Source organism: Paraburkholderia sediminicola (genome assembly GCF_046026895.1).
GTDB lineage: Bacteria > Pseudomonadota > Gammaproteobacteria > Burkholderiales > Burkholderiaceae > Paraburkholderia > Paraburkholderia sediminicola_C.
On the sequence record NZ_JAQQEU010000060.1, the window covers coordinates 1 to 17475 of the forward strand.

15 protein-coding genes are annotated in these 17475 nt (G+C 60.8%); 2 read left to right on the plus strand and 13 right to left on the minus strand.

Features of this window, described 5'->3' with window-relative positions:
* Positions 1-259: 259 nt before the first annotated feature.
* Positions 260-628, minus strand: coding sequence for a DUF3331 domain-containing protein (locus PQR02_RS29840; protein WP_408240145.1), 369 nt, complete (start codon positions 626-628; stop codon positions 260-262).
* 232 nt (positions 629-860) lie between these two features.
* On the opposite strand from PQR02_RS29840, the gene PQR02_RS29845 reads away from it, so the two are divergent.
* A complete protein-coding gene (locus PQR02_RS29845; RefSeq protein WP_408240055.1) occupies positions 861-1115 on the plus strand; it encodes a hypothetical protein in 255 nt (84 codons plus the stop codon).
* 542 nt (positions 1116-1657) lie between these two features.
* Here the strand turns inward: PQR02_RS29845 and PQR02_RS29850 are convergent.
* The 9 genes from PQR02_RS29850 to PQR02_RS29890 all read right to left on the minus strand — a co-directional run bounded on the left by PQR02_RS29850 (position 1658) and on the right by PQR02_RS29890 (position 13705).
* The gene (locus tag PQR02_RS29850) at positions 1658-2254 is read right to left on the minus strand and encodes a TetR/AcrR family transcriptional regulator (RefSeq protein ID WP_408240058.1); all 597 of its coding nucleotides are present in this window, start codon (positions 2252-2254) and stop codon (positions 1658-1660) included.
* Between the two features lie 644 nt (positions 2255-2898).
* Complete coding sequence (locus tag PQR02_RS29855; protein ID WP_408240061.1) at positions 2899-3285, minus strand: MAPEG family protein; 387 nt, start codon at positions 3283-3285, stop codon at positions 2899-2901.
* Positions 3286-3625: 340 nt separating this feature from the next.
* Positions 3626-4489: a 4Fe-4S dicluster domain-containing protein gene (locus PQR02_RS29860; RefSeq protein WP_408240064.1), complete on the minus strand. Its 864-nt coding sequence runs from the start codon at positions 4487-4489 to the stop codon at positions 3626-3628.
* 10 nt (positions 4490-4499) lie between these two features.
* A complete protein-coding gene (locus tag PQR02_RS29865) occupies positions 4500-7478 on the minus strand; it encodes a molybdopterin-dependent oxidoreductase (RefSeq protein ID WP_408240067.1) in 2979 nt (992 codons plus the stop codon).
* A gap of 270 nt (positions 7479-7748) precedes the next feature.
* Complete coding sequence (locus tag PQR02_RS29870) at positions 7749-8489, minus strand: OmpW/AlkL family protein (protein WP_408240070.1); 741 nt, start codon at positions 8487-8489, stop codon at positions 7749-7751.
* 509 nt (positions 8490-8998) lie between these two features.
* Positions 8999-11020 (minus strand): acyl-CoA synthetase, encoded by a 2022-nt coding sequence (locus tag PQR02_RS29875; RefSeq protein WP_408240073.1) that lies wholly within the window; start codon positions 11018-11020, stop codon positions 8999-9001.
* On the minus strand, positions 11017-11973 hold the full coding sequence (locus PQR02_RS29880; protein ID WP_408240076.1) for a fumarylacetoacetate hydrolase family protein: 957 nt from the start codon (positions 11971-11973) through the stop codon (positions 11017-11019). The genes PQR02_RS29875 and PQR02_RS29880 overlap by 4 nt, the downstream gene beginning before the upstream one ends.
* A 33-nt stretch (positions 11974-12006) precedes the next feature.
* Positions 12007-13077: a VOC family protein gene (locus tag PQR02_RS29885; protein ID WP_408240148.1), complete on the minus strand. Its 1071-nt coding sequence runs from the start codon at positions 13075-13077 to the stop codon at positions 12007-12009.
* A gap of 13 nt (positions 13078-13090) precedes the next feature.
* Positions 13091-13705, minus strand: coding sequence for a hypothetical protein (locus PQR02_RS29890; protein WP_408240079.1), 615 nt, complete (start codon positions 13703-13705; stop codon positions 13091-13093).
* 75 nt (positions 13706-13780) lie between these two features.
* On the opposite strand from PQR02_RS29890, the gene PQR02_RS29895 reads away from it, so the two are divergent.
* Positions 13781-14536 carry a TetR/AcrR family transcriptional regulator gene (locus tag PQR02_RS29895; protein WP_408240082.1) on the plus strand — a complete coding sequence of 252 codons (756 nt, stop codon included), beginning with the start codon at positions 13781-13783 and terminating at the stop codon, positions 14534-14536.
* Positions 14537-14715: 179 nt separating this feature from the next.
* On the opposite strand, the gene PQR02_RS29900 is transcribed toward PQR02_RS29895, so the two are convergent.
* The 3 genes from PQR02_RS29900 to PQR02_RS29910 all read right to left on the minus strand — a co-directional run bounded on the left by PQR02_RS29900 (position 14716) and on the right by PQR02_RS29910 (position 17424).
* Positions 14716-15039 carry a hypothetical protein gene (locus PQR02_RS29900; RefSeq protein WP_408240085.1) on the minus strand — a complete coding sequence of 108 codons (324 nt, stop codon included), beginning with the start codon at positions 15037-15039 and terminating at the stop codon, positions 14716-14718.
* 70 nt (positions 15040-15109) lie between these two features.
* On the minus strand, positions 15110-15832 hold the full coding sequence (locus PQR02_RS29905; protein WP_408240088.1) for a PqiC family protein: 723 nt from the start codon (positions 15830-15832) through the stop codon (positions 15110-15112).
* Positions 15829-17424 (minus strand): PqiB family protein, encoded by a 1596-nt coding sequence (locus PQR02_RS29910; RefSeq protein ID WP_408240091.1) that lies wholly within the window; start codon positions 17422-17424, stop codon positions 15829-15831. Before PQR02_RS29910 ends, PQR02_RS29905 begins: the two co-directional genes overlap by 4 nt.
* Positions 17425-17475: the final 51 nt, after the last annotated feature.

The following is a 17475-nucleotide window of genomic DNA, read 5'->3' on the forward strand; positions in this document are numbered from 1 at the left end:
CTAGCGCCCTTGACATGACCGACTGTCGTCTATAGCCGACCGGGGCGATCAACGGATCTTCACGAAGGCTTAAAAGAAAGCGCGGCGGCACCGACCTGCCTGAGAACGATGCGGTCGTCGCGGCCCGATGATAAGCACAGGCGTTGTCACCCAAGCAAAGTTCGGAGGCTACTGGGAGACTGACGGCATGGATTCGCCATTGCCTTATGCGCGAGCCTTATGCATCCCCGCAGTCAAGGCAGTCCGGGATCAGCCGGGATCAGATTGGTTGTTTTGATGTGTCAACGCTTGTCGCGCAGATCATCGCGCCAGCATTAGCCGGTGCTTGCCCTATAAAGCGCGGCTTGTACATGGCATCTCCGACTTTAGTTAGCCGGCCGGTCAGCACACAGGTGTCTGGCACCTTTGCGACAACTGCGCGCCAGGTCGGTCTGGGGTAACCGTAGTATCCGGAGCGCGCATCGCGCCATGAAACGGTCAGTGTTTGGTCTGTCGGTTCGTCGAGTACCCGTACGATTGACATGCCTGGCGATCCCTCCCACCCTGGGACGAAGGAACCAGTCGAGGCAAACGTGCGTGGATCGACTCGTTCGCTGACTGCGCCATCGCCAAGTCTTGCCACGGTCATGTCCCACACATCAACGGATCAATTCATAACCTGGTATCCCTCGTGTAGAGCTCGAACGATTGAAGCTTTCCGTGAACCTTGCGCGCCGCCCCAAGCTGCCCAGCGCGAGTAGCGTCGCAATGGGAGCGTGTCCTCATCCACCACTGATACCCGACCGCCTGCGTCAATGAAAGCCGTCCGCTGATACCCGTATTACCTGGACAGAACGCAATTGCCCGATGCCGGAAACTGTATGAACATGCTCTGTTACTTCATCGCGGACGATTCTTTCGAGTGTTCCGTAGGCATCTATCGATTGGATTGCATCAACCGAGACCTCATTACGGCCTTTGACCCGGACGTCATTCCCGACCGTATTGATACCATGGTCGATATCATTCCTGGCTGGCACGCCTCGACATGGCCAGCGCGCACATGGCAACGTTCGCCTTACTTCATCCAGTTCTGCAGGCGCCGTTCGATGTGTGACATCTACTCGTCGAACTGATCGAGATCCTTTCAAAACTCGCGAAAGGAGTCGAGCGGTTGCATCGCTTCAGCGATAGCGTAGCGCCGCCATACCGCTTTCACTCCGACGGACTTGCAGCAGGAAACGGACTGTGCCAGTCCATCCAGTCGTATAACTCGCCATGATGCGCCCATGCCCAGTTCCTTGTCGGGGTGGGATTGATCACCTCGACGACACGGGTCGACGCCGGAACCACGTCGCTCCGATCATTTGTGCCGCTGCGGTGCTCGATACTTGGGGAATTTATGTGGTCGTAATACATGGTTATCGCCTATCACAGGTTGACATACGCAACTACTACCGGCGCCATCGGTACGAAACTGAAGGCCTGCGCGGCCGCGTCGAGTTCTCATGGCTACGAGCTGAGCGGAGTACAGCGCGTTGCCGAGGCTATTGCCTTCAATTTCATCGTGCCGGGTCTTATTGTCGACGCCCGAAGTGGGCGTTCAACGTCCAACAGCCTCGGTCGGACACGTCCGCACAACGGTCTTCATGCGGAATTTTTTCCGATTGCCGCCACACTACGCAGGAAAAAACCCGGCAAGCACCGTCTGTATCATCTCGTCGCTCACCATCTGCGGATCACACGTTCTGAAGAGCTGTACCCCATCGCACAGGCCCACCAGGCCGAGCGCGAGGGCGTCCGCCTGCAGGGGCAATCGACTGGCGTCACGCTCCGCAATGGCGCGAATGTACGCGCTGACCCGCTTGAGCTTTTCATGCCGGAAAGCGTTAAATAGCTCCTGAAACGCGGTGTCTCTGCACGCGATTAGCGTGGCCTCAATCCAAAGCGGAAAGCTGTCGCAGTCCTGAAAATACTGCTTGTAGTATGCGATGGAACGCGCCTTCATCTGCTCGTGCGCGCCGCCGTCTTCCAGGATCGCCCGCAGCTTCGCCTGGGCGCCATCGTGGTCCAGCCGCAGCAACTCAAGCAACAGCTCCGGCTTACCGTCGAAATTCGAGTAGAACGCGCCGCGCGTGTAGCCGGCCGCCCTGGCGATGTCCTCCACACTTGTGGCGGCCAATCCCTTTTTGACGAACATCGTCCGCGCGGCCTCAAGTAGGTGCTCACGCGTCTGCTCTTTGCGTTGTGCGCGTGTCAGACGTTCCCGCTTCATGGCATAACGTACCGGTCAGTTCGGCATCCGCGGCACCGCGTGAGCCGAGCAAAGCCCGCACAGCGGGCGGAAGGCGAGTGCCACCGAAACGGGGAACCACTGCGAGAGTTCGACAGTGTCATGCCAGCTGCTCCAAGGAGTGAGTGACACCAAGAACGGCTTGACGTAGTGGCGGCGCCTGGTACTCGATAATGAGTGGTCGCTCGGCGCAACCGTGCCTCTTATCACCCGACTGCGCCGCCTGCACGCCTTTGCGGTACGCGCATGATGGTCCCGGCAACTCTCCGTTTGCGCGCCAGCCGCGCGGCTGCGTCTACAGCACCGCACTGCATCGCGACAACGGCTGAGTCCGTTTCCGACATTAAACTCATTTATGATATATATGTCAATACAGACGACAAAGTCTATGCTGATTTTGAAGGCATCTTTACGAGCGAACCTGTGACAGGCACAGGTCACCAGTGCCCACTCCGTAGTTCTTGCGCGACGGTCTGCTCGTGACCGAGCATGCTGCGCAGTCGACGTTGCAGTTCGGCAGAATGATGTTTGACGGGAAAACTGGCATGTCGGCCTTGCGATGACGATGCGCCGGTTTGCAGCGGATAGCCCCGGGAGCTCACGCGATCTCATCTGGCCATCGCGTCTCAATGCAGGAGCATCCCGCAGAGCGCCAACCCGGCCAGGTAGGTCCCAAGTCCGCCGACGAACCGGAAAGGGTTGGGCTGGGCCATCGTGGGCCATGCGATAAGTCCGATGACGAGCAAACAGCGGCACATGGTTGCCGCGACGATCAGCGACAGTGTCGCCGTCGAAGGCGATCGCGCGCCGAGATAGAGAAAAAGCAACGCGAGGAACGGCGCGTATTCGGCCGTGTTGGCATGAGCCCGTATGAGCTTGTGTAGGGGGTTCGCGGGGTCCGGCTCGCAACCTGAGCCGGTGCCTTCCCGAAAACGCATGACTGAGATTGACAACCCAAGCCCGAAAAGTAGTAGCCCTAGAACTATCACGCATGCGAGAGCAACATTGTTCATTTGAATGAGCCTCCTTGGCAGCGAGTCCACCAACGCCGGTTGGCGGTGGCGTTGGCATGTCGATACTCGGTTACGATGCGCCGGCTTGCGGGATAGTCCCGAGAACTCCATTTTTAACGGGTGTGCCGAGGATCGGAGGAAACTTTCCTGGCCCCTTTGGGGCTCGGAAAGCGACCGGAGGTACCCGTTGGCGCCCCTGGCGCCGACGGGATTGACCTATGCGCCACGACCCGGACCAGAGCGTGGCCTTTTCCCGGTCGGGGCATCGCGGTCCTTCGTGTCTCCAGTTGGATGGGGTCCGCCGGTCCCAGGCAAAGCAGCTTCGTTGCGGTGCTCATGATCACGCGACTCCCACGCCGTTGGTCGACTGGGCGAGCCTGATCTCGCCCAGGTAGACGCTTTCGTCCAGTTCGCATTTGCGCCAGGCGTTGCCGAGGTCATGACGGATTTCGACCCGGTACTGGCCGCTTCCCTTGGCAAGGCCACCCAACCGGAAATCGCCGAAGCCGTCCGTGACGGTTTCGCCCACCATCTCATTGCCGATGTACAGCGCGACGACCGCATCCGTGACGCACTCCACCACTTCTCCCATCCGGGTGCTGACGCTTCCGCCAATGAAGCAGGTTTCCCAGCGCTCGAGGCCGCTGTACCACACGCGTGGCTTCGTACCCAGGTTGGGCCTCAATACCTTGAGTCCCTCGCGCCGGGCCTTCTCGGCCATCGCTGCGTCATCCAGCTTGACCGTCTCGAAGACTTCAGTGGGGCACGACTGCTGACAACGAGGCTGCGGCCAACCCTGGTCGAGCAGATGGGCATCGAAGATCCAGGTCTGCGGCAGCTGCAGCTCGTCGTTCCAGACGATCGCCTTGTACGGGCAGGCCTTCACGATATCCTTGCGGCCCCGCGCCTTGTCCGGGTCGATGATGACGATGCCGTCGGCGCGCTTGCGAATGGCGTCACCGCCGACCCGCATGCACGGCGCTTCATCGCAGTGGTTGCACATGACCGGCAGATAGGTGGTCTCGACCATATGCGAGTCGCCCTGAACACGGCGCAGGATGCGCACGGGACTGTCGGCGTCGGCCGCGGCAGGGGCGGCATAACCGGGGAAGTCGTTGCCGACGTGCTCGTCCCGCGCGGCAATGACGCAGTTCTGACAGTTCTCGCAACGCCCGACTTTGATAACCAGATTCCACTTGCTCATTCCATGTTCCTCACGCTGCGCGACCGAGCAGGAACGCCTCGGCACCTCGCCACTTTTCGACCTGCACCAGGCAGGAGTTGGGGCTCATGCTGCTCGTGCCGGCGGTCTGAGGCCGGTCGGGGGTCAGCATATTCATGCAACCGCCGATTTCGACGCGCTCGCCATCGATTTCGATCAGTTTGAATTCAGCGCTCGCCTCGTACGACTTGACCACTCCCGCGTTGACCAGCGGCGAGACGTCGGCCGCGCAGATCACTGCGCCCCGGTCGTTGTAAACCTTGACGAGGTCACGATGGGCAATGCCTCGAGTGGCCGCGTCGGCCCGACCAAGCCTCAGCAGCCAGAAGCGGTGCCCGCCGATCAGCGCGCGATGATCCTCGATGCTGTTAACCGAAGAATTCTTGCCGTCGCTATGGGTATGGAAGCTGTAACGACTGTGCGTGGCGATCAACTGCAGCGGATAGCGCTCAGCCAGGTCCGAGCGCAGCCCCTCCCAGGAGGGGATATACCGGTTGAGCGCCGGGCGCTCGGGATTGTCCGCAGTGTGCCGCTTCAGCAACTCGGGCACGAACTCCAGCTTGCCGCTCGGCGTCTGCAGACCCATGCCGAATTTTTCGGCGAACTGGGACGGCAGTGGATGTGGTTCCTGCAGGTCCTTGCGCCGGCCCTCCGCGAACCAACGCATGTCCACCGGATGACGCAACCCGGGCTTCTCGGGTGGCACCACAAAATAGCCCTTACGGCAGAACTCGCGCCACGAAACGTGATCCGGCAGATCCGACGAGTTGAAGACCCGCTTGACCCAGTCAAGCTCGCTGCATCCCTCGGTGAACACCCCGCCCAGGCCCAGCCGGGTCAGGATGGCGGTGAAAATGTCGTAGTCCGACCGGGACTCGCCCAAAGGCTCGATGCACTTGTGCTGCAGCGTCATCACGCGATGATTGACCGTGCCATGCCCATGGTGCGCGTAGCCGCCGGAATTCGACCATTCGCCGATGTCCCAGCGCTCCAGCGCAGTGCACGCAGGCAGGATGATGTCGGCAAACTGGGCCTCGCCCTCCATCCAGATCGATTGGTTGACCACGAACTCGATGCTGGGGTGCCGGTAGGCGTCGGCCCAGCGTCCGGAATTCGTCACCGTGCTGAAGGCGGACCCGCCGTAACGATAGATCATGTGGATCGGTGAATACCCGGGCATGGGGTAGCTGAACGGCGCAAACTGGGCTTCCTGCGAGATGCCGTCCCAGAGGTAGCCCGTTGCATGCCCATTGATGATGGCGTCGGGCAGTTGCTGTCGCGGGACCATCTGCTTGACGGGATTCATGGTCAGGATGTGCGGCATGCGCTGATAGTTGTTGACCGCATTGGCGGTCCACGCCAGGTCGCCGGAAATGCCGCCGTCCGCGTAGCCGGGGAAATAGAAATGGAGGTCATGGGGAACACCGACTTCAAGACAGCCGAAATTGACCCCCGGCTTACCCCAGCCCTGCATCGCCATCATCATGATCATGCAGCGCGCCCACTGCGCTCCCGTCGCGCCGCGACCCGCACCACCGAATCCCGCGCCAGTCATCCCGACGGCCAGATGGACCTTCCTGTTCCCCCATAGGCGTGCAAGCGCCCGGGCGTCCTTGGCGGGCACGCCTGTCTCGCTCTCCTGCCACTCAGGAGTCTTGGGAACGCCGTCGGCTTCGCCGAAAAGATAGGCCCTCCACTCGTCGAACCCGGTCGTGCGGGTGGCGACGTAATCCTTGTCGTACAAGTCCTCCACGGCCCACACATACATGATCGCGGTGGCGAGCGCAGCATCGGTTTGCGGTCGGATCGGAATCCAGCGGCCGCCCAGCAACTGGGCCGTGGGGTTGCAGTGCGGATCGATATGAACGAACTCGATACCGAGCTCCTTGGCCCACAGACGCCGCGGCGTCCCCTCGAATCCCGCATAGGCCCCGTTGGTGCTTTCGGGGTCGCAGGACCAGAAGACGATCATGTCGGCTTCCTTGAGGCAATCCTCGACCCCACCATAGCCGGATGGAACGCCAATGCGCATCGAGTTGCCGAAATGATGCATGGCGCCCCAGTACCAGCCTTCCCAACTGTCCGGATTTGCGGCGACCCGGGTGAAGCCGATCAGGTTGGCAAAGCGCGTCAGCGCGCTGAGGTAGTAGCCCACATTGCCCCACTGGTGGTGGGACGACATGGGGAAGGTAATGGAACCCGGACCGTGAACGCGCTTCTGCCGGTTGATCTCCTTGGCGACGATGTCCAGGGCCTCGTCCCAACTGATACGCACATAGCCGGACTTGCCCCGGCTCTGGGGATTGCGTTCGCCGTCAGGGTCGAAATCGACCCGCTTCATGGGATGAAGGATGCGCTTGTCGGAGTAGACGATCGACTTGAGCGTCAACGCGTGGGGCGCGACCAGTCCACGCCGTGGCGGGCTGAAGCGGCGTCCGCGCGCCTCGATCACCCAGCTTGGCGCATCCGTGCTGTCCAGATCGATGGGGGTCACCCGAACCACGCGGTCGTCCTTGACGTAAACGAACAGAGGGCCGCCGTTGGTGCAGGTGGTGTAGCGGCGGGTGCCGTCGCGCATGGGCGTGCCCATCGGCAGGCCGACGGTCTGCATCATGCTCAGGGTTTGCAATAGCCAGACCAGCAGTTCGTCCTCGCCCTCGGTGACCACCTTGAAGTTCTTGGCGGCGTGGACGATTTCGCCCTGATCCGGCTTGGGCGACAGGAACTCCAGGGCGGTGGCCACATCCTTGAAGGCCATGCGCACGTCGGGCCGCCGATGCCTGCCGGCGCGCGACCGGACGCGCCCGTTCCTGAACGTGATGACGCGGCCGATGCTTTCGTCCACGAGTCCGATCCAGGCCACCAGATCGCGCTCCTTCAGGCGATCACGATAGGCGGGAAAGCGGCGTGCCGTCAGATCAAGGACCTTGGGCAAGGCAAAAAGAATGGTCTTGAGGACCTGTCGTTTCATTATCCGATCCAAAGAGAAGCTTGGTTGCGCAAGCGGCGGCATGACTGACCGCTTGCCCGGGCGTGCGAGCAGCCCAGACGAGCGTGGTCATGTCGGCTGTAGGTCAGAGACCCGGCATCGCCGGGCCCCTTTGCAGCAGCGTGTGTCGCAATATGTGTAATCGACCGTGAGGTCGCGGCCCGCAGTCAGGTCCGGGTGACGAAAAAATAACTTCCGTGTCTTCGATGTGCGTTCAAACCCCTCGATTGGCGCGTCGACGACCTGCACGCGCTAGAACGTATAGGCGACGTTCAGGAAGACGTTAAGCGGATTGAGCCGGAGCGTCGATTTGGAAACGATCTGCGTTCCGGTTGCGGTCTGCCCGTATAACGTCAGGTGAGTCTTCACCGGAACGTAGCCGAGAGAAGCTCCGACCGACCAGTGTTTTGTAATCGCGTAATTTGCCCCGGCCTCGAATACTGGATTCCACGATGCACTGAGTGACGCGTGTGCCGAGCCGCCTGGACCGAGGCTATCAGTGACAAACTGGCTATTGGTCGTCCGGACCTGGGTGAACCACGTATAGTTCACGCCGAGTCCGATGAACGGACGGAATTTTGATTCGGCTGAAAACAGGTGGTATCGAAGTTCGATGGCGGGCGGCATCGGCCTTGTCGTGCCGAGATTGCCATACTTCTGTAGCGTCCCGTCGCCAACCAGATTCACCTTTATCGGTAGTCCAAAAAGCATGGCGACACCAATGTTGTCCGTGACGTAGTACTCGGTGGTAATTCCCACCGTATCCGTTGAGCTCGCATGCGCTCCGCTACCAGATAACTGCTGATTCACCGCTACGCCGCCCACGCTTTCCACGGTTAGGGGTGTTGCGTCGCCCTGTGGCGCAACGTGAAGCCATCCTGTCGACAGCGTTATGCTTCCGGCCGACTGCGCATTGGCATTGTCGATAAGCGCAGCCGGGCAGATGCAAGCCGCGATACTGACTGAGTTGATCACTCGTCTGTAATTTCTCATGTGTCTCTTCCGGTCTCTTGTCTGGAAATTTTTATCAATCATTGATGTTGCGGCTGGATCTGCTCAATTGATTGTTTGCCTCCTTGCTTACAGCTACACAGGTCACATACTCCGATCGCCCTGCACCCTAGCAGGCGTGCATGGCGAGGCGTTCCGTCTCGGGAGGGAACACGCACCACGTACCGTCGCGGTGCCGGAAGAAAAAGAATCCGAGCGGGCCTGTCGGTAGCAGCAGCTCGATATGCACGCATCGTCTCTGGTTCGAACGTGCGCGGCCGAATCGGGTAATCCGAATTGGCATCGAAGAAGTCGGTCCGAGCCATTTTTCAACCTGCGAACGCAAAGACCTTTTTGAGGCAACGCTCATCATCTTTTCCTTCCATAACGATTAGGTGTTCTAAACCAGATACACCGACAAACATCCGAAACGCGGCATGCGGCGAGTAGCCGTGGTTAGCCTTTAGTCCGGGCGCATGACCGAAGACGTCCCTTTGATGACGTTGCTTGTGTCACGCAGGGCTGCCCTGCGCATCTGTCGCTGCCGGGTCCGTCCCCGCCGCCTGCTCCGCCTTTGGCTGTCTCCCGCCGGCCGAGATCGAGAAGGCGAACGGAAAGCGTCCGAGCGCGGAAGTCGCCAGCGCTTCGAACGCGGGGTCGGCAAGTTCGACGTGGAGTGCAATTCCGCGCGAGGTGTCATCAAGGAGGCTAACGCTTGCATCCTCGACGCCTGCCTCCGCGAGTGCCGACCGTAGGGCGTCTGCCGTTTCGCGCCGTCTCAGCGCCGGCTTGAAGATCTTGCCAACGCCCGTCAGCGGCATCGCATCCACGATCCGTATCCCCTTTGGCAACGCGGCGCGTTCGTTGATCTCGCGACGCAGAAACTCGGCCAGTTCCGCTTCGGTGGCGGTCGTGCCTGGCTTTAGCTGGACATAGGCAACCGGCAACTCGCCCGCATGCATATCGGGACGCCCGACGGCTGCGGCGATCTGGACTGCGGGATGGCGATGCAGCGGTTCTTCGATTGCCGCAGGATCGATGTTGTGTCCGCCCCGGATAATCAGCTCCTTCTTCCGGCCGGTAAGCCAGAAGTAACCGTCGGGGTCGCAGCGTCCGAGATCGCCGGTATTGAGCCAGCGCCCGCCGTCACCACCTTCCATCCAGATCCCAATGTTCTGCTCCAGCCGGGTATAGCCAACGAACACGTTCGGGCCGGAGATAACCAGCTGGCCGACCTCATCCGCCACGCAATCCCGTACATACCGGCCGTTTTCATCGACCACTACTGCTTTCATTTCCTGGCCGGGCAGACGAAGACCAATCGAACCGACCCGGCGCTCGCCAAGCGGCGGGTTGACGCTGCTCACGCAGGTCCCTTCCGTGAGACCGTAGCCCTCAAGGATTCTTATTCCAGTACGAGCCTGAAAAGTGCGAAGTAATTCCACCGGCATCGGGGCGGCGCCGCACAGGCCATACTCGAGCGAGCTGATATCGTGCTCGCCCACTGGAACGTCAAGCAGCGATCCGTAGAGTGTCGGAACTCCGCTGAAGAAGTTGATGCGGTAATGCTCGACAATTTCCCAGAAGCGTTTTACGACGCCCTCGCCCCGATAACCTTGCGGTGTGCCGAGCACGACGTGGGCACCACGCGAGAACGCCAGCAGACCTGTCACCACCACGGCGTTGACGTGGAAAAGCGGCAATCCGCAGAAAATGGTTTTCCCCGGACCAATGCTTTCACCGAAGAATCGACCCGCGCTCCACGCATTGGCCACCTCGTTGCCGTGGCGGCGAATCGCAATCTTCGGTAGTCCCGTGGTACCGCCCGTGCAGAAGAAGGACGATACGTGATCGATGCTTATTCGACGCGTGCTGCTGACCGCCTCCCCGGGCTCCCTTGCGATTGCGCTGCTGAAATCGTGGATGCCGACATGCGCGGGAACCGCACTGTGAACGCCGCCAGAACCGTGCAGTCTTGAATCCTCGCCACGTTCAAGCATCTGGGCCGCGAGCCGCTCCCCACCGGGCATGCGGTCGGCCAGATTCACGAGCACCAGATGCTGCAGACAAGGGGCCTTGGGGAGCACCGCTTGCACCTTCTGCCAAAGGTCGGATCCGGGGAACGGCGCCAAAGTGACGAGCACGCTCGCGCATGAAGCGTTGAGCAGTTCGCCGATAGCTTCGCTCTCAAGCAGCGGATTGATCGCGCAGACAATCCCTGCCGCCTCCCCGCCCCAGATGACAAAGTGCGTTTCCGGGAGGTTGGGCAGAACATATGCGACGACCGAGTCGCGCTGTACTCCCAGGCGCGCAAACATGTTCGCGGTTCGGGTGACATCACGCACGAGTTCGCTATACGTCCAGCACTCAGCGTTCCGGTAGTCGTCGGCCGCTGCAAAGAATGAAAGTGCCGGTGCCGACGGATTGATGGCGGCACCCCGACAGATCATCTCGTAGGTACTCGACGGAAGATCCGCCAGCTGCCCCTGCGTTTCAATGGCAAGGACATCGCGTAGATTGGCAACGCCTTTCATGCCGGCTCTTCCACAACGACGTTCTGCTGTACGCCCAGATTGATCGAGCGGTCATGGCTGACGATATGCGCCTCCACGCGGTCACCCACGCGCAGGTACTGTGGCCGCGCCTCCTGCATCTTCATGAAAAGCCCCCATTTTTCCGCTTCGGGCAGCTGCGCCGCGGCGCGCTGCTTCTCCGGTGACGGAATGCTCAGCGCACAACCGGAGGGCGTGCCAGTGGCGAGCAGGTCCCCGGCGCGCAGATCGTGTATGCCGGAAAGCTCCGTTAACGTTTCAGCCGGGCTGTAGACGAGGCCCGAGGTGGAGTCATTCTGGCGGACCGTTCCGTTTACGATCAGCGTCAGCACGAGCTCTTTCAGCTTTGGAATATCCTGTTTCTCCAGGAGGCAAAGGTAAGGGCCGACAGGGCCAAACGTGCGATAGCTCTTGCCCTTGTAGAACTGCATTTGCGGAATCTGGATGTCGCGCGCGGAATAGTCGTTGACGATCACCGCGCCGGCGATGTAGTCATGCAGGTTCTGGTCGGTGACAGTGGCGCGGGACGTAATGTCGCGCTTGAGGACGAGACCGAGTTCGATCTCGTAGTCGAGGAACTGGACCTCGTCTGGCTTGACCACGGGCGAGTCGGCCGGAACGATGCAGCTCGTCGCCTTCGTGAAGATCATGTTGAATTTCTTCACGTCCGGGTCCATGCCGGACTCGATCATATGCTGGCGATAGTTCGCGCCCTGGCAGATGAACTGCTGATTGGCGGTGACGGGCGACAACCATTGCACTTCCGATTCGGGAATCGTCGGGCCGCTCAGCAGGAACAGCCGCTCGACCGGGTTAGCCTCGATAAACTCGGCGGTCGTCTTGAACTCGCCCGGAATCGGCGTGATAGCGCCATTCGCAACCACGCCCCACTGGGCGCGGTCTTGATGCAAATAATGCAGAACGTGAAGTGCCATTTTTCGATCTCCGTATTCGATGGAAAGGTTGGTTCAGGCGAAAATCTTTGCCAGCGTCCGCAGCTTGCCCAGCGTCAGGTCGGGGCTGCGGCGCAGGTTCCTGAAGAGCGCCACGATGCTCGCAGGCGTGAATCTGGGCTTCGTGAAGCTGCGTGGCATCGTCGGTCCCCATTGCGCCATCGCTTCGCGGCTCACTGCGTGCACACCCGCCGGCGCGTCGGCCGTAAAGAGATCGCCGTCGCAATAGTGCTCGTGCTTGTCGCCCCACGGGTCCTGCCAGTAGTCGAAGATCTGGCTGCCCAGGATATGGCGGCCGATCCCCCAGGCGTGCGTCCAGCCCTTCTCGCGCAGGACGCGCTGGCCCATGCCGACCGCGTCGGCATCAACGACTTCGTAGGCGCTATGGCTGTAGGTGGGCAGGAAGCCTTGTGCAAGCGCGAGGGTATGGTGATCGGCCGGCTTGTCGCCAAGATCGAGCCGCATGAACGCGACGACGGGTGAGCCTTCGGGAAGCACCTGCACATCGCTCGGGATGAAGCCGAAATGCTGCGTATACCATGCGCAAGTCTGCTGATAGTCAGCGAGTTCGAGCACGACATGCCCGAGCCGGATAACTTCGGGCGCACACTCGGGCGGTCGCTGCGTTCCGTTAATCCGGACGGCCGCATCCACGGAGTTGAACTCCAATGGCGGCCGGTGGGATAGCGTCGAAGCTGGCGCCTGGCCCCATATCGCATCGACGCGAAAGCCGGAAGGGTCGGTCAACCGTACGATATAGCCGCCGCCTGGCAACGGCGACGGTTTGGCCTCGGAGGCACCAGGCAGCTTGGCAAGTGCATCGAGATCGGCCCTGTTATCGACCTGTAGCCCGAAACCAACGAACCGCGATTTGGGCGCCTTCCGGACGACATAGCAGAACTGCGAAGCACCCGTTCCCCGCAGCAGCAGGAGCGCTTCACCGCGCAATACAGTTCGCAGCCCAAAGTCATTGAGAAACTGCTCGGCTTTCTCGAGGTCTGGCCGATCGAATATCAGATAGGCCAATGCCGACGCTTTCGTCGTGGGACTGGGATGACGGGCCGGCTGTGCAGTGGTGAGTTTCATAAGAGATAGGAAATCAGGCGGTTCGAATAGCGGTTTCGGCGTCCAGCGTTGGCGCGCTGACGGGATCACCGAGCAAGACAAGACTCTCGCGCACGAGATGGTTTGCATCGGTAGCCGGGCCGTCGTGGACGATCGTCTTGTCGGCCCGGACGACGGCAGCCCACTCCAGGGGCACCAGCCCGGGAAGAAATGCGCCTTCAAGGTCTTCCCAGCTGTCGCGCCGGGCAAGATGCAGCCGTTGCCCGCGAGGGGCAATCTGGACAACGTGCCCTCCGGCATGCGCAAACGCTGCGGCCGTCGCGTGAACGAGCGCAGCCGCCGCATCCACGCCAAACCCGATCAGCGTGAGGTCCTGGCCGAACACGTCGTCGCTCAGACGCGTGGTGCCATCCGAACCTCTCACCCAGCCTTGCGCGATGACAGCGCCGCGAACTAGCCTCGTCGACGAGCGACCCTTGACGAACAACCCCCGGCGAAATGCATTCTTCGGCTTGATCTGCAGCTCCTCGAATTGCGCGCGCAGGCGCGGCACCCGGCTGTGAGGCACGACGCCATTGTTTCCTGCTGTCTCCACGGTCACTCCGTCTGTTGTTTGTGAAACCGGCAGCTCGGCTGCCGTTAATGACATTAAAGTCATTCATGAGCCTTTTGTCAATATAGACATTTGAATCTATACTTGGGTATAGCCACATGTGGACCGATCATGCCGAACACTTCCAAGCGCCCGACAGCAAAGCGTCCTACCCCTGCGGCGCCAGTCTCCCCCGTTGCCATTCCCGAAGAACGCGAGCCGCGCGGTGCGCGCCGCAAGCGCGAGACGCGCGCCCGCCTGCTGGAAGCTGCTCTCAGGCTGATGGCGGAAAAGGGTATGGAGGGCGTAGCGATCAACGAAATCACCGAGGCCGCCGATGTCGGCTTTGGCTCGTTTTACAACCATTTCGAATCGAAGGAGGCGATTTACGCGACCCTTGTCGATAACGTGTTCGAGAATTTCGCGGACACGCTGGATCGCCTCGCCGTTGGCGTTTCCGACCCGGCCGAGGTGATCGCCGTCTCGGTGCGCCATGCCGTGATGCGTGCGCGGCGCGACCCCGTGTGGGGACGTTTCCTGATACGTGAAGGGTTTTCGGCGCGCGCGATCAGCCGCGGGCTGGGCCAGCGGCTGCTACGCGATATCGGCGCCGGTATTGCCGCGAAACGCTTCGTGGTCGCCGACCCCTTCATCGGCTTTCTTTCGGTGGGCGGCACGGTCCTCTCTGCCATTGCCGCCGAGCTGAACTTCGTCGCTCCAGGCGCACCGGCGGCAGGGGTACTGGAGAAGCTTGGGTTCACCGGAGAGCATTTCCCAGAGCGTACGGCAGCCATGCTGCTGCAGACACTCGGGCTCAAACGCGCGGAGGCGGAGAAGATTGCAGCGCGTCCGCTGCCACTCGTCGAGGAAGCCATCGAAGCGGATTAAGCTCGGACGACAGTGACGGTATGGTTTTCCCCTGCGGTCATCGATCAGCGATCGATGACCGCTACCGCTTCTGACTAACTCTGATCATCCTGCTTCCGGGCTGTCCATGTGAAATGAGCATCGGTCGGCACTCGCATCAGCCTGTCGAATGGAACCCGCTCGATCGTTGGCGATTCACTTCAATCGCCCGCTAATGCATTGACGCTAGCAATCAACTCCCGATCCCCATGGTCAAGCGCTTCCAAGTGGAACTTCAAGAGTTCCCGAAGCGCTGCCGACACGGTTTTGACCGGCTGAGGTGTCGATGGGAAAAACGGCCACGCATGCAATAGATAGATGAGTGGCGTGATCGCGCGGCGCTCACACCAGCGATCGAAAAGCGCGATACAGAGGTCATCGACCTGCTTACGCAAGCGGGAATCTTCGTTCCCACCGCTGTTTCCAGCTCCGACCCGGACAAGTGAAAACGCGCCCGCATACTTCCAGTTAGGAATTCCTGCCATTCTTTTCCTTAATTCGGGCTCACGCAGATTCGCAAACCGCGCCTACCCAATATGCGACCCGGTGAATGGGTCATCGCGCCGGGCCGTGAACCGGCACATTCATTCCGGCATCAAATCCACCCGCCAGCGACTGGCACGACAACGTCGCCTTCCTCGTCGTGACGGGCGTGCTGGCGAGCCGAATCGGGCGCACTGTCGACGTCGCTGAAAATTCCCGAACGCCTTGAGTAATTTGCGCCGCGATTCTTCTTATTGCTTGTCGATGGCCATCGACGATCGCATCGTAGCCCGACGACACAGCCTGAGTGGCTACGCTGTGGCAGGTCAACGTTTCCTGTGCGTCTGACGTGCGCACGCTCCATACGGCATCAATAAGCGCGTGTGACCCCGGCCACGATTCGAAACGCTGTATGTCGACGGAAACCTGATACACGGGCAATGCGGCCTCGCGCACGTCAGGCGCGCCTGCCTGCTGTGTCAGGGCAGCCAGCAGCGCATTGCGGATTTCATCGGGAAGCGGCGACGCCCAGCGGTCATCCTCCAATACCTTCACCTGGGCCGCATTCACCTGTACGATGAGCTGGCTCCTCGCCACTGCAGCAGGCACCTTGACCGGACGCATGTCGATAAGAAAGGCCGGGCTCGCCGTACGGTTTGCAATTGTCGACTCGCTGTCTGTCCCCAGCGTATAGAAGCGTGCTGGCGAGGAAGCACACGCTGTCAGCACAGCCAGACCGATGCCCGTCACCATCCGCACCATCGTGCGACACGAGCGGGTTTGAATCAGTTTCACGGTCTGTCTCCTTTCTTGCCGAACAGCAGCGCCTGCGGATGACGTTCCAGATAGTCAGCGAGCGCGTTGAGGGATTGCAGTGTGCGCGTCAGTTCCTGCATCGCGTCCTGAATGTCCGACTGCATGGGCGCAGCCTGCCGGAGCGCCGTGTCAGCGGTGCTGAAGGTTCGCTGCGCGGCTGCCAGCGTGTCGCGAGCTTGCGGAACGACCTCTGTGTCCATGTGCCCGAACAGCCGGCTGGCATTTTCCAGTGCGCCATTCAGATTGGCTCCGATCCTGTCGAACGGGACCTGATTCAGTTTCCTGGCAATGTCCGCAATCTGCACCTGCAGTTCATCGAGCGTGTTGGGCACGGTCGGCAGTTCGATCGGGTTTCGATGTACGTCGACGGTCGCCCTAGGCGCTTTCGGGAACATGTCGAGCGCCACATAAAGCTGCCCGGTCAGCAGGTTTCCGGTTCGCAACTGGCCGCGCAGCCCTTCCATGACGAGGTGTTGCAGCATCTCATGCCCGCCGCGTGTGCCCGGAGCCGGTAGCGCCTCGCTGCTGCGCCGGCTGAGCCGATCGGGATAAAGCGCCATGGCCACCTTCATGCTGAAACCCTTTTCCTTTTCGTTGTACTCGATACCGATGTCCGTCACTTGCCCCAGAGCGATCCCGCGAAGGTCGACAGGTGCGCCCACAGACAGTCCCCGCAGCGACTGGTTAAACCTCATCACCACATGGAGCGGCAGGCCGTCCGGCTCGCGCATCGCGTCCGACTCGTCCGATGCAAGTCGGAACACGGCCAAGTCAGCAGCCGGCGGTCCGGCCTCCTCGCCCACGGGCGACTGGAACGCCAGGCCTCCGACGACCACCGTCGCCAGAGATTGCGTATTGAGCTTCAGTCCGTTCGAATCGAGACGAAGGTCAACGCCGCTCGCATGCCACCACCGTGAATTGGTTCCGACGTACTGGTCAAACGGGGCATTGACGAAAACGTTGACGATTACACCGGTGCCGTGCGGATCGAGAGAGAAGCCAACCACCTGCCCCACCTGGATACGATGGTAGAAAATGGGAGCGCCAATATCGATCGAGCCCAATGACCCCCCTCGCAGCGTGTACTGATGCCCCGGCTGGCCGGTCGTGACGATGGGTGGATTTTCGAGGCCGACAAACGTGGTCTGCCTTTCTGCCGATCGCCCGATGTCGACGCCGATGTACGCGCCAGAGAGCAACGTACCCAGGCCCGATATGCCGTTCGCACCGACACGCGGGCGAACGACCCAGAAGCGCGCGCCTCTGCTGGCGAATTTTTCAGCTTCCCTGGTGAGCTGGACGTTCACGATGACATGCCGGAGATCCTTTGACAGCGTAATGGCCTGTACCGAGCCGATTTCTACATCCTTGTACTTGACCTTCGTCTTGGCCGCCTCCATACCCTCTGCGTGATCGAATGTGACGGTCACCGTTGGTCCTTTTTCGGTAACGGATTTGACCACCAGCGCGATGCCAATCAGCGCAGAGATCAGCGGGACTAACCAGATCAGGGATGGAAGCCAACGTTTTCGCGGCTTGATTTCGGGGTCGGGGGGATTGGGAAGATGCATCGCTCGTAGACTATTTCCAGGTTTCAGTTTATTGGAGCTCGCGCAGCCAGG

Excerpts from the sequence above, each read along its gene's own strand:
- PQR02_RS29840 (WP_408240145.1), bottom strand. The coding sequence starts at position 628 with ATGACCGTGGCAAGACTTGGCGATGGCGCAGTCAGCGAACGAGTCGAT.
- PQR02_RS29845 (WP_408240055.1), top strand. The coding sequence starts at position 861 with ATGAACATGCTCTGTTACTTCATCGCGGACGATTCTTTCGAGTGTTCC.
- PQR02_RS29850 (WP_408240058.1), bottom strand. The coding sequence starts at position 2,254 with ATGAAGCGGGAACGTCTGACACGCGCACAACGCAAAGAGCAGACGCGT.
- PQR02_RS29855 (WP_408240061.1), bottom strand. The coding sequence starts at position 3,285 with ATGAACAATGTTGCTCTCGCATGCGTGATAGTTCTAGGGCTACTACTT.
- PQR02_RS29860 (WP_408240064.1), bottom strand. The coding sequence starts at position 4,489 with ATGAGCAAGTGGAATCTGGTTATCAAAGTCGGGCGTTGCGAGAACTGT.
- PQR02_RS29865 (WP_408240067.1), bottom strand. The coding sequence starts at position 7,478 with ATGAAACGACAGGTCCTCAAGACCATTCTTTTTGCCTTGCCCAAGGTC.
- PQR02_RS29870 (WP_408240070.1), bottom strand. The coding sequence starts at position 8,489 with ATGAGAAATTACAGACGAGTGATCAACTCAGTCAGTATCGCGGCTTGC.
- PQR02_RS29875 (WP_408240073.1), bottom strand. The coding sequence starts at position 11,020 with ATGAAAGGCGTTGCCAATCTACGCGATGTCCTTGCCATTGAAACGCAG.
- PQR02_RS29880 (WP_408240076.1), bottom strand. The coding sequence starts at position 11,973 with ATGGCACTTCACGTTCTGCATTATTTGCATCAAGACCGCGCCCAGTGG.
- PQR02_RS29885 (WP_408240148.1), bottom strand. The coding sequence starts at position 13,077 with ATGAAACTCACCACTGCACAGCCGGCCCGTCATCCCAGTCCCACGACG.
- PQR02_RS29890 (WP_408240079.1), bottom strand. The coding sequence starts at position 13,705 with ATGTCATTAACGGCAGCCGAGCTGCCGGTTTCACAAACAACAGACGGA.
- PQR02_RS29895 (WP_408240082.1), top strand. The coding sequence starts at position 13,781 with ATGCCGAACACTTCCAAGCGCCCGACAGCAAAGCGTCCTACCCCTGCG.
- PQR02_RS29900 (WP_408240085.1), bottom strand. The coding sequence starts at position 15,039 with ATGGCAGGAATTCCTAACTGGAAGTATGCGGGCGCGTTTTCACTTGTC.
- PQR02_RS29910 (WP_408240091.1), bottom strand. The coding sequence starts at position 17,424 with ATGCATCTTCCCAATCCCCCCGACCCCGAAATCAAGCCGCGAAAACGT.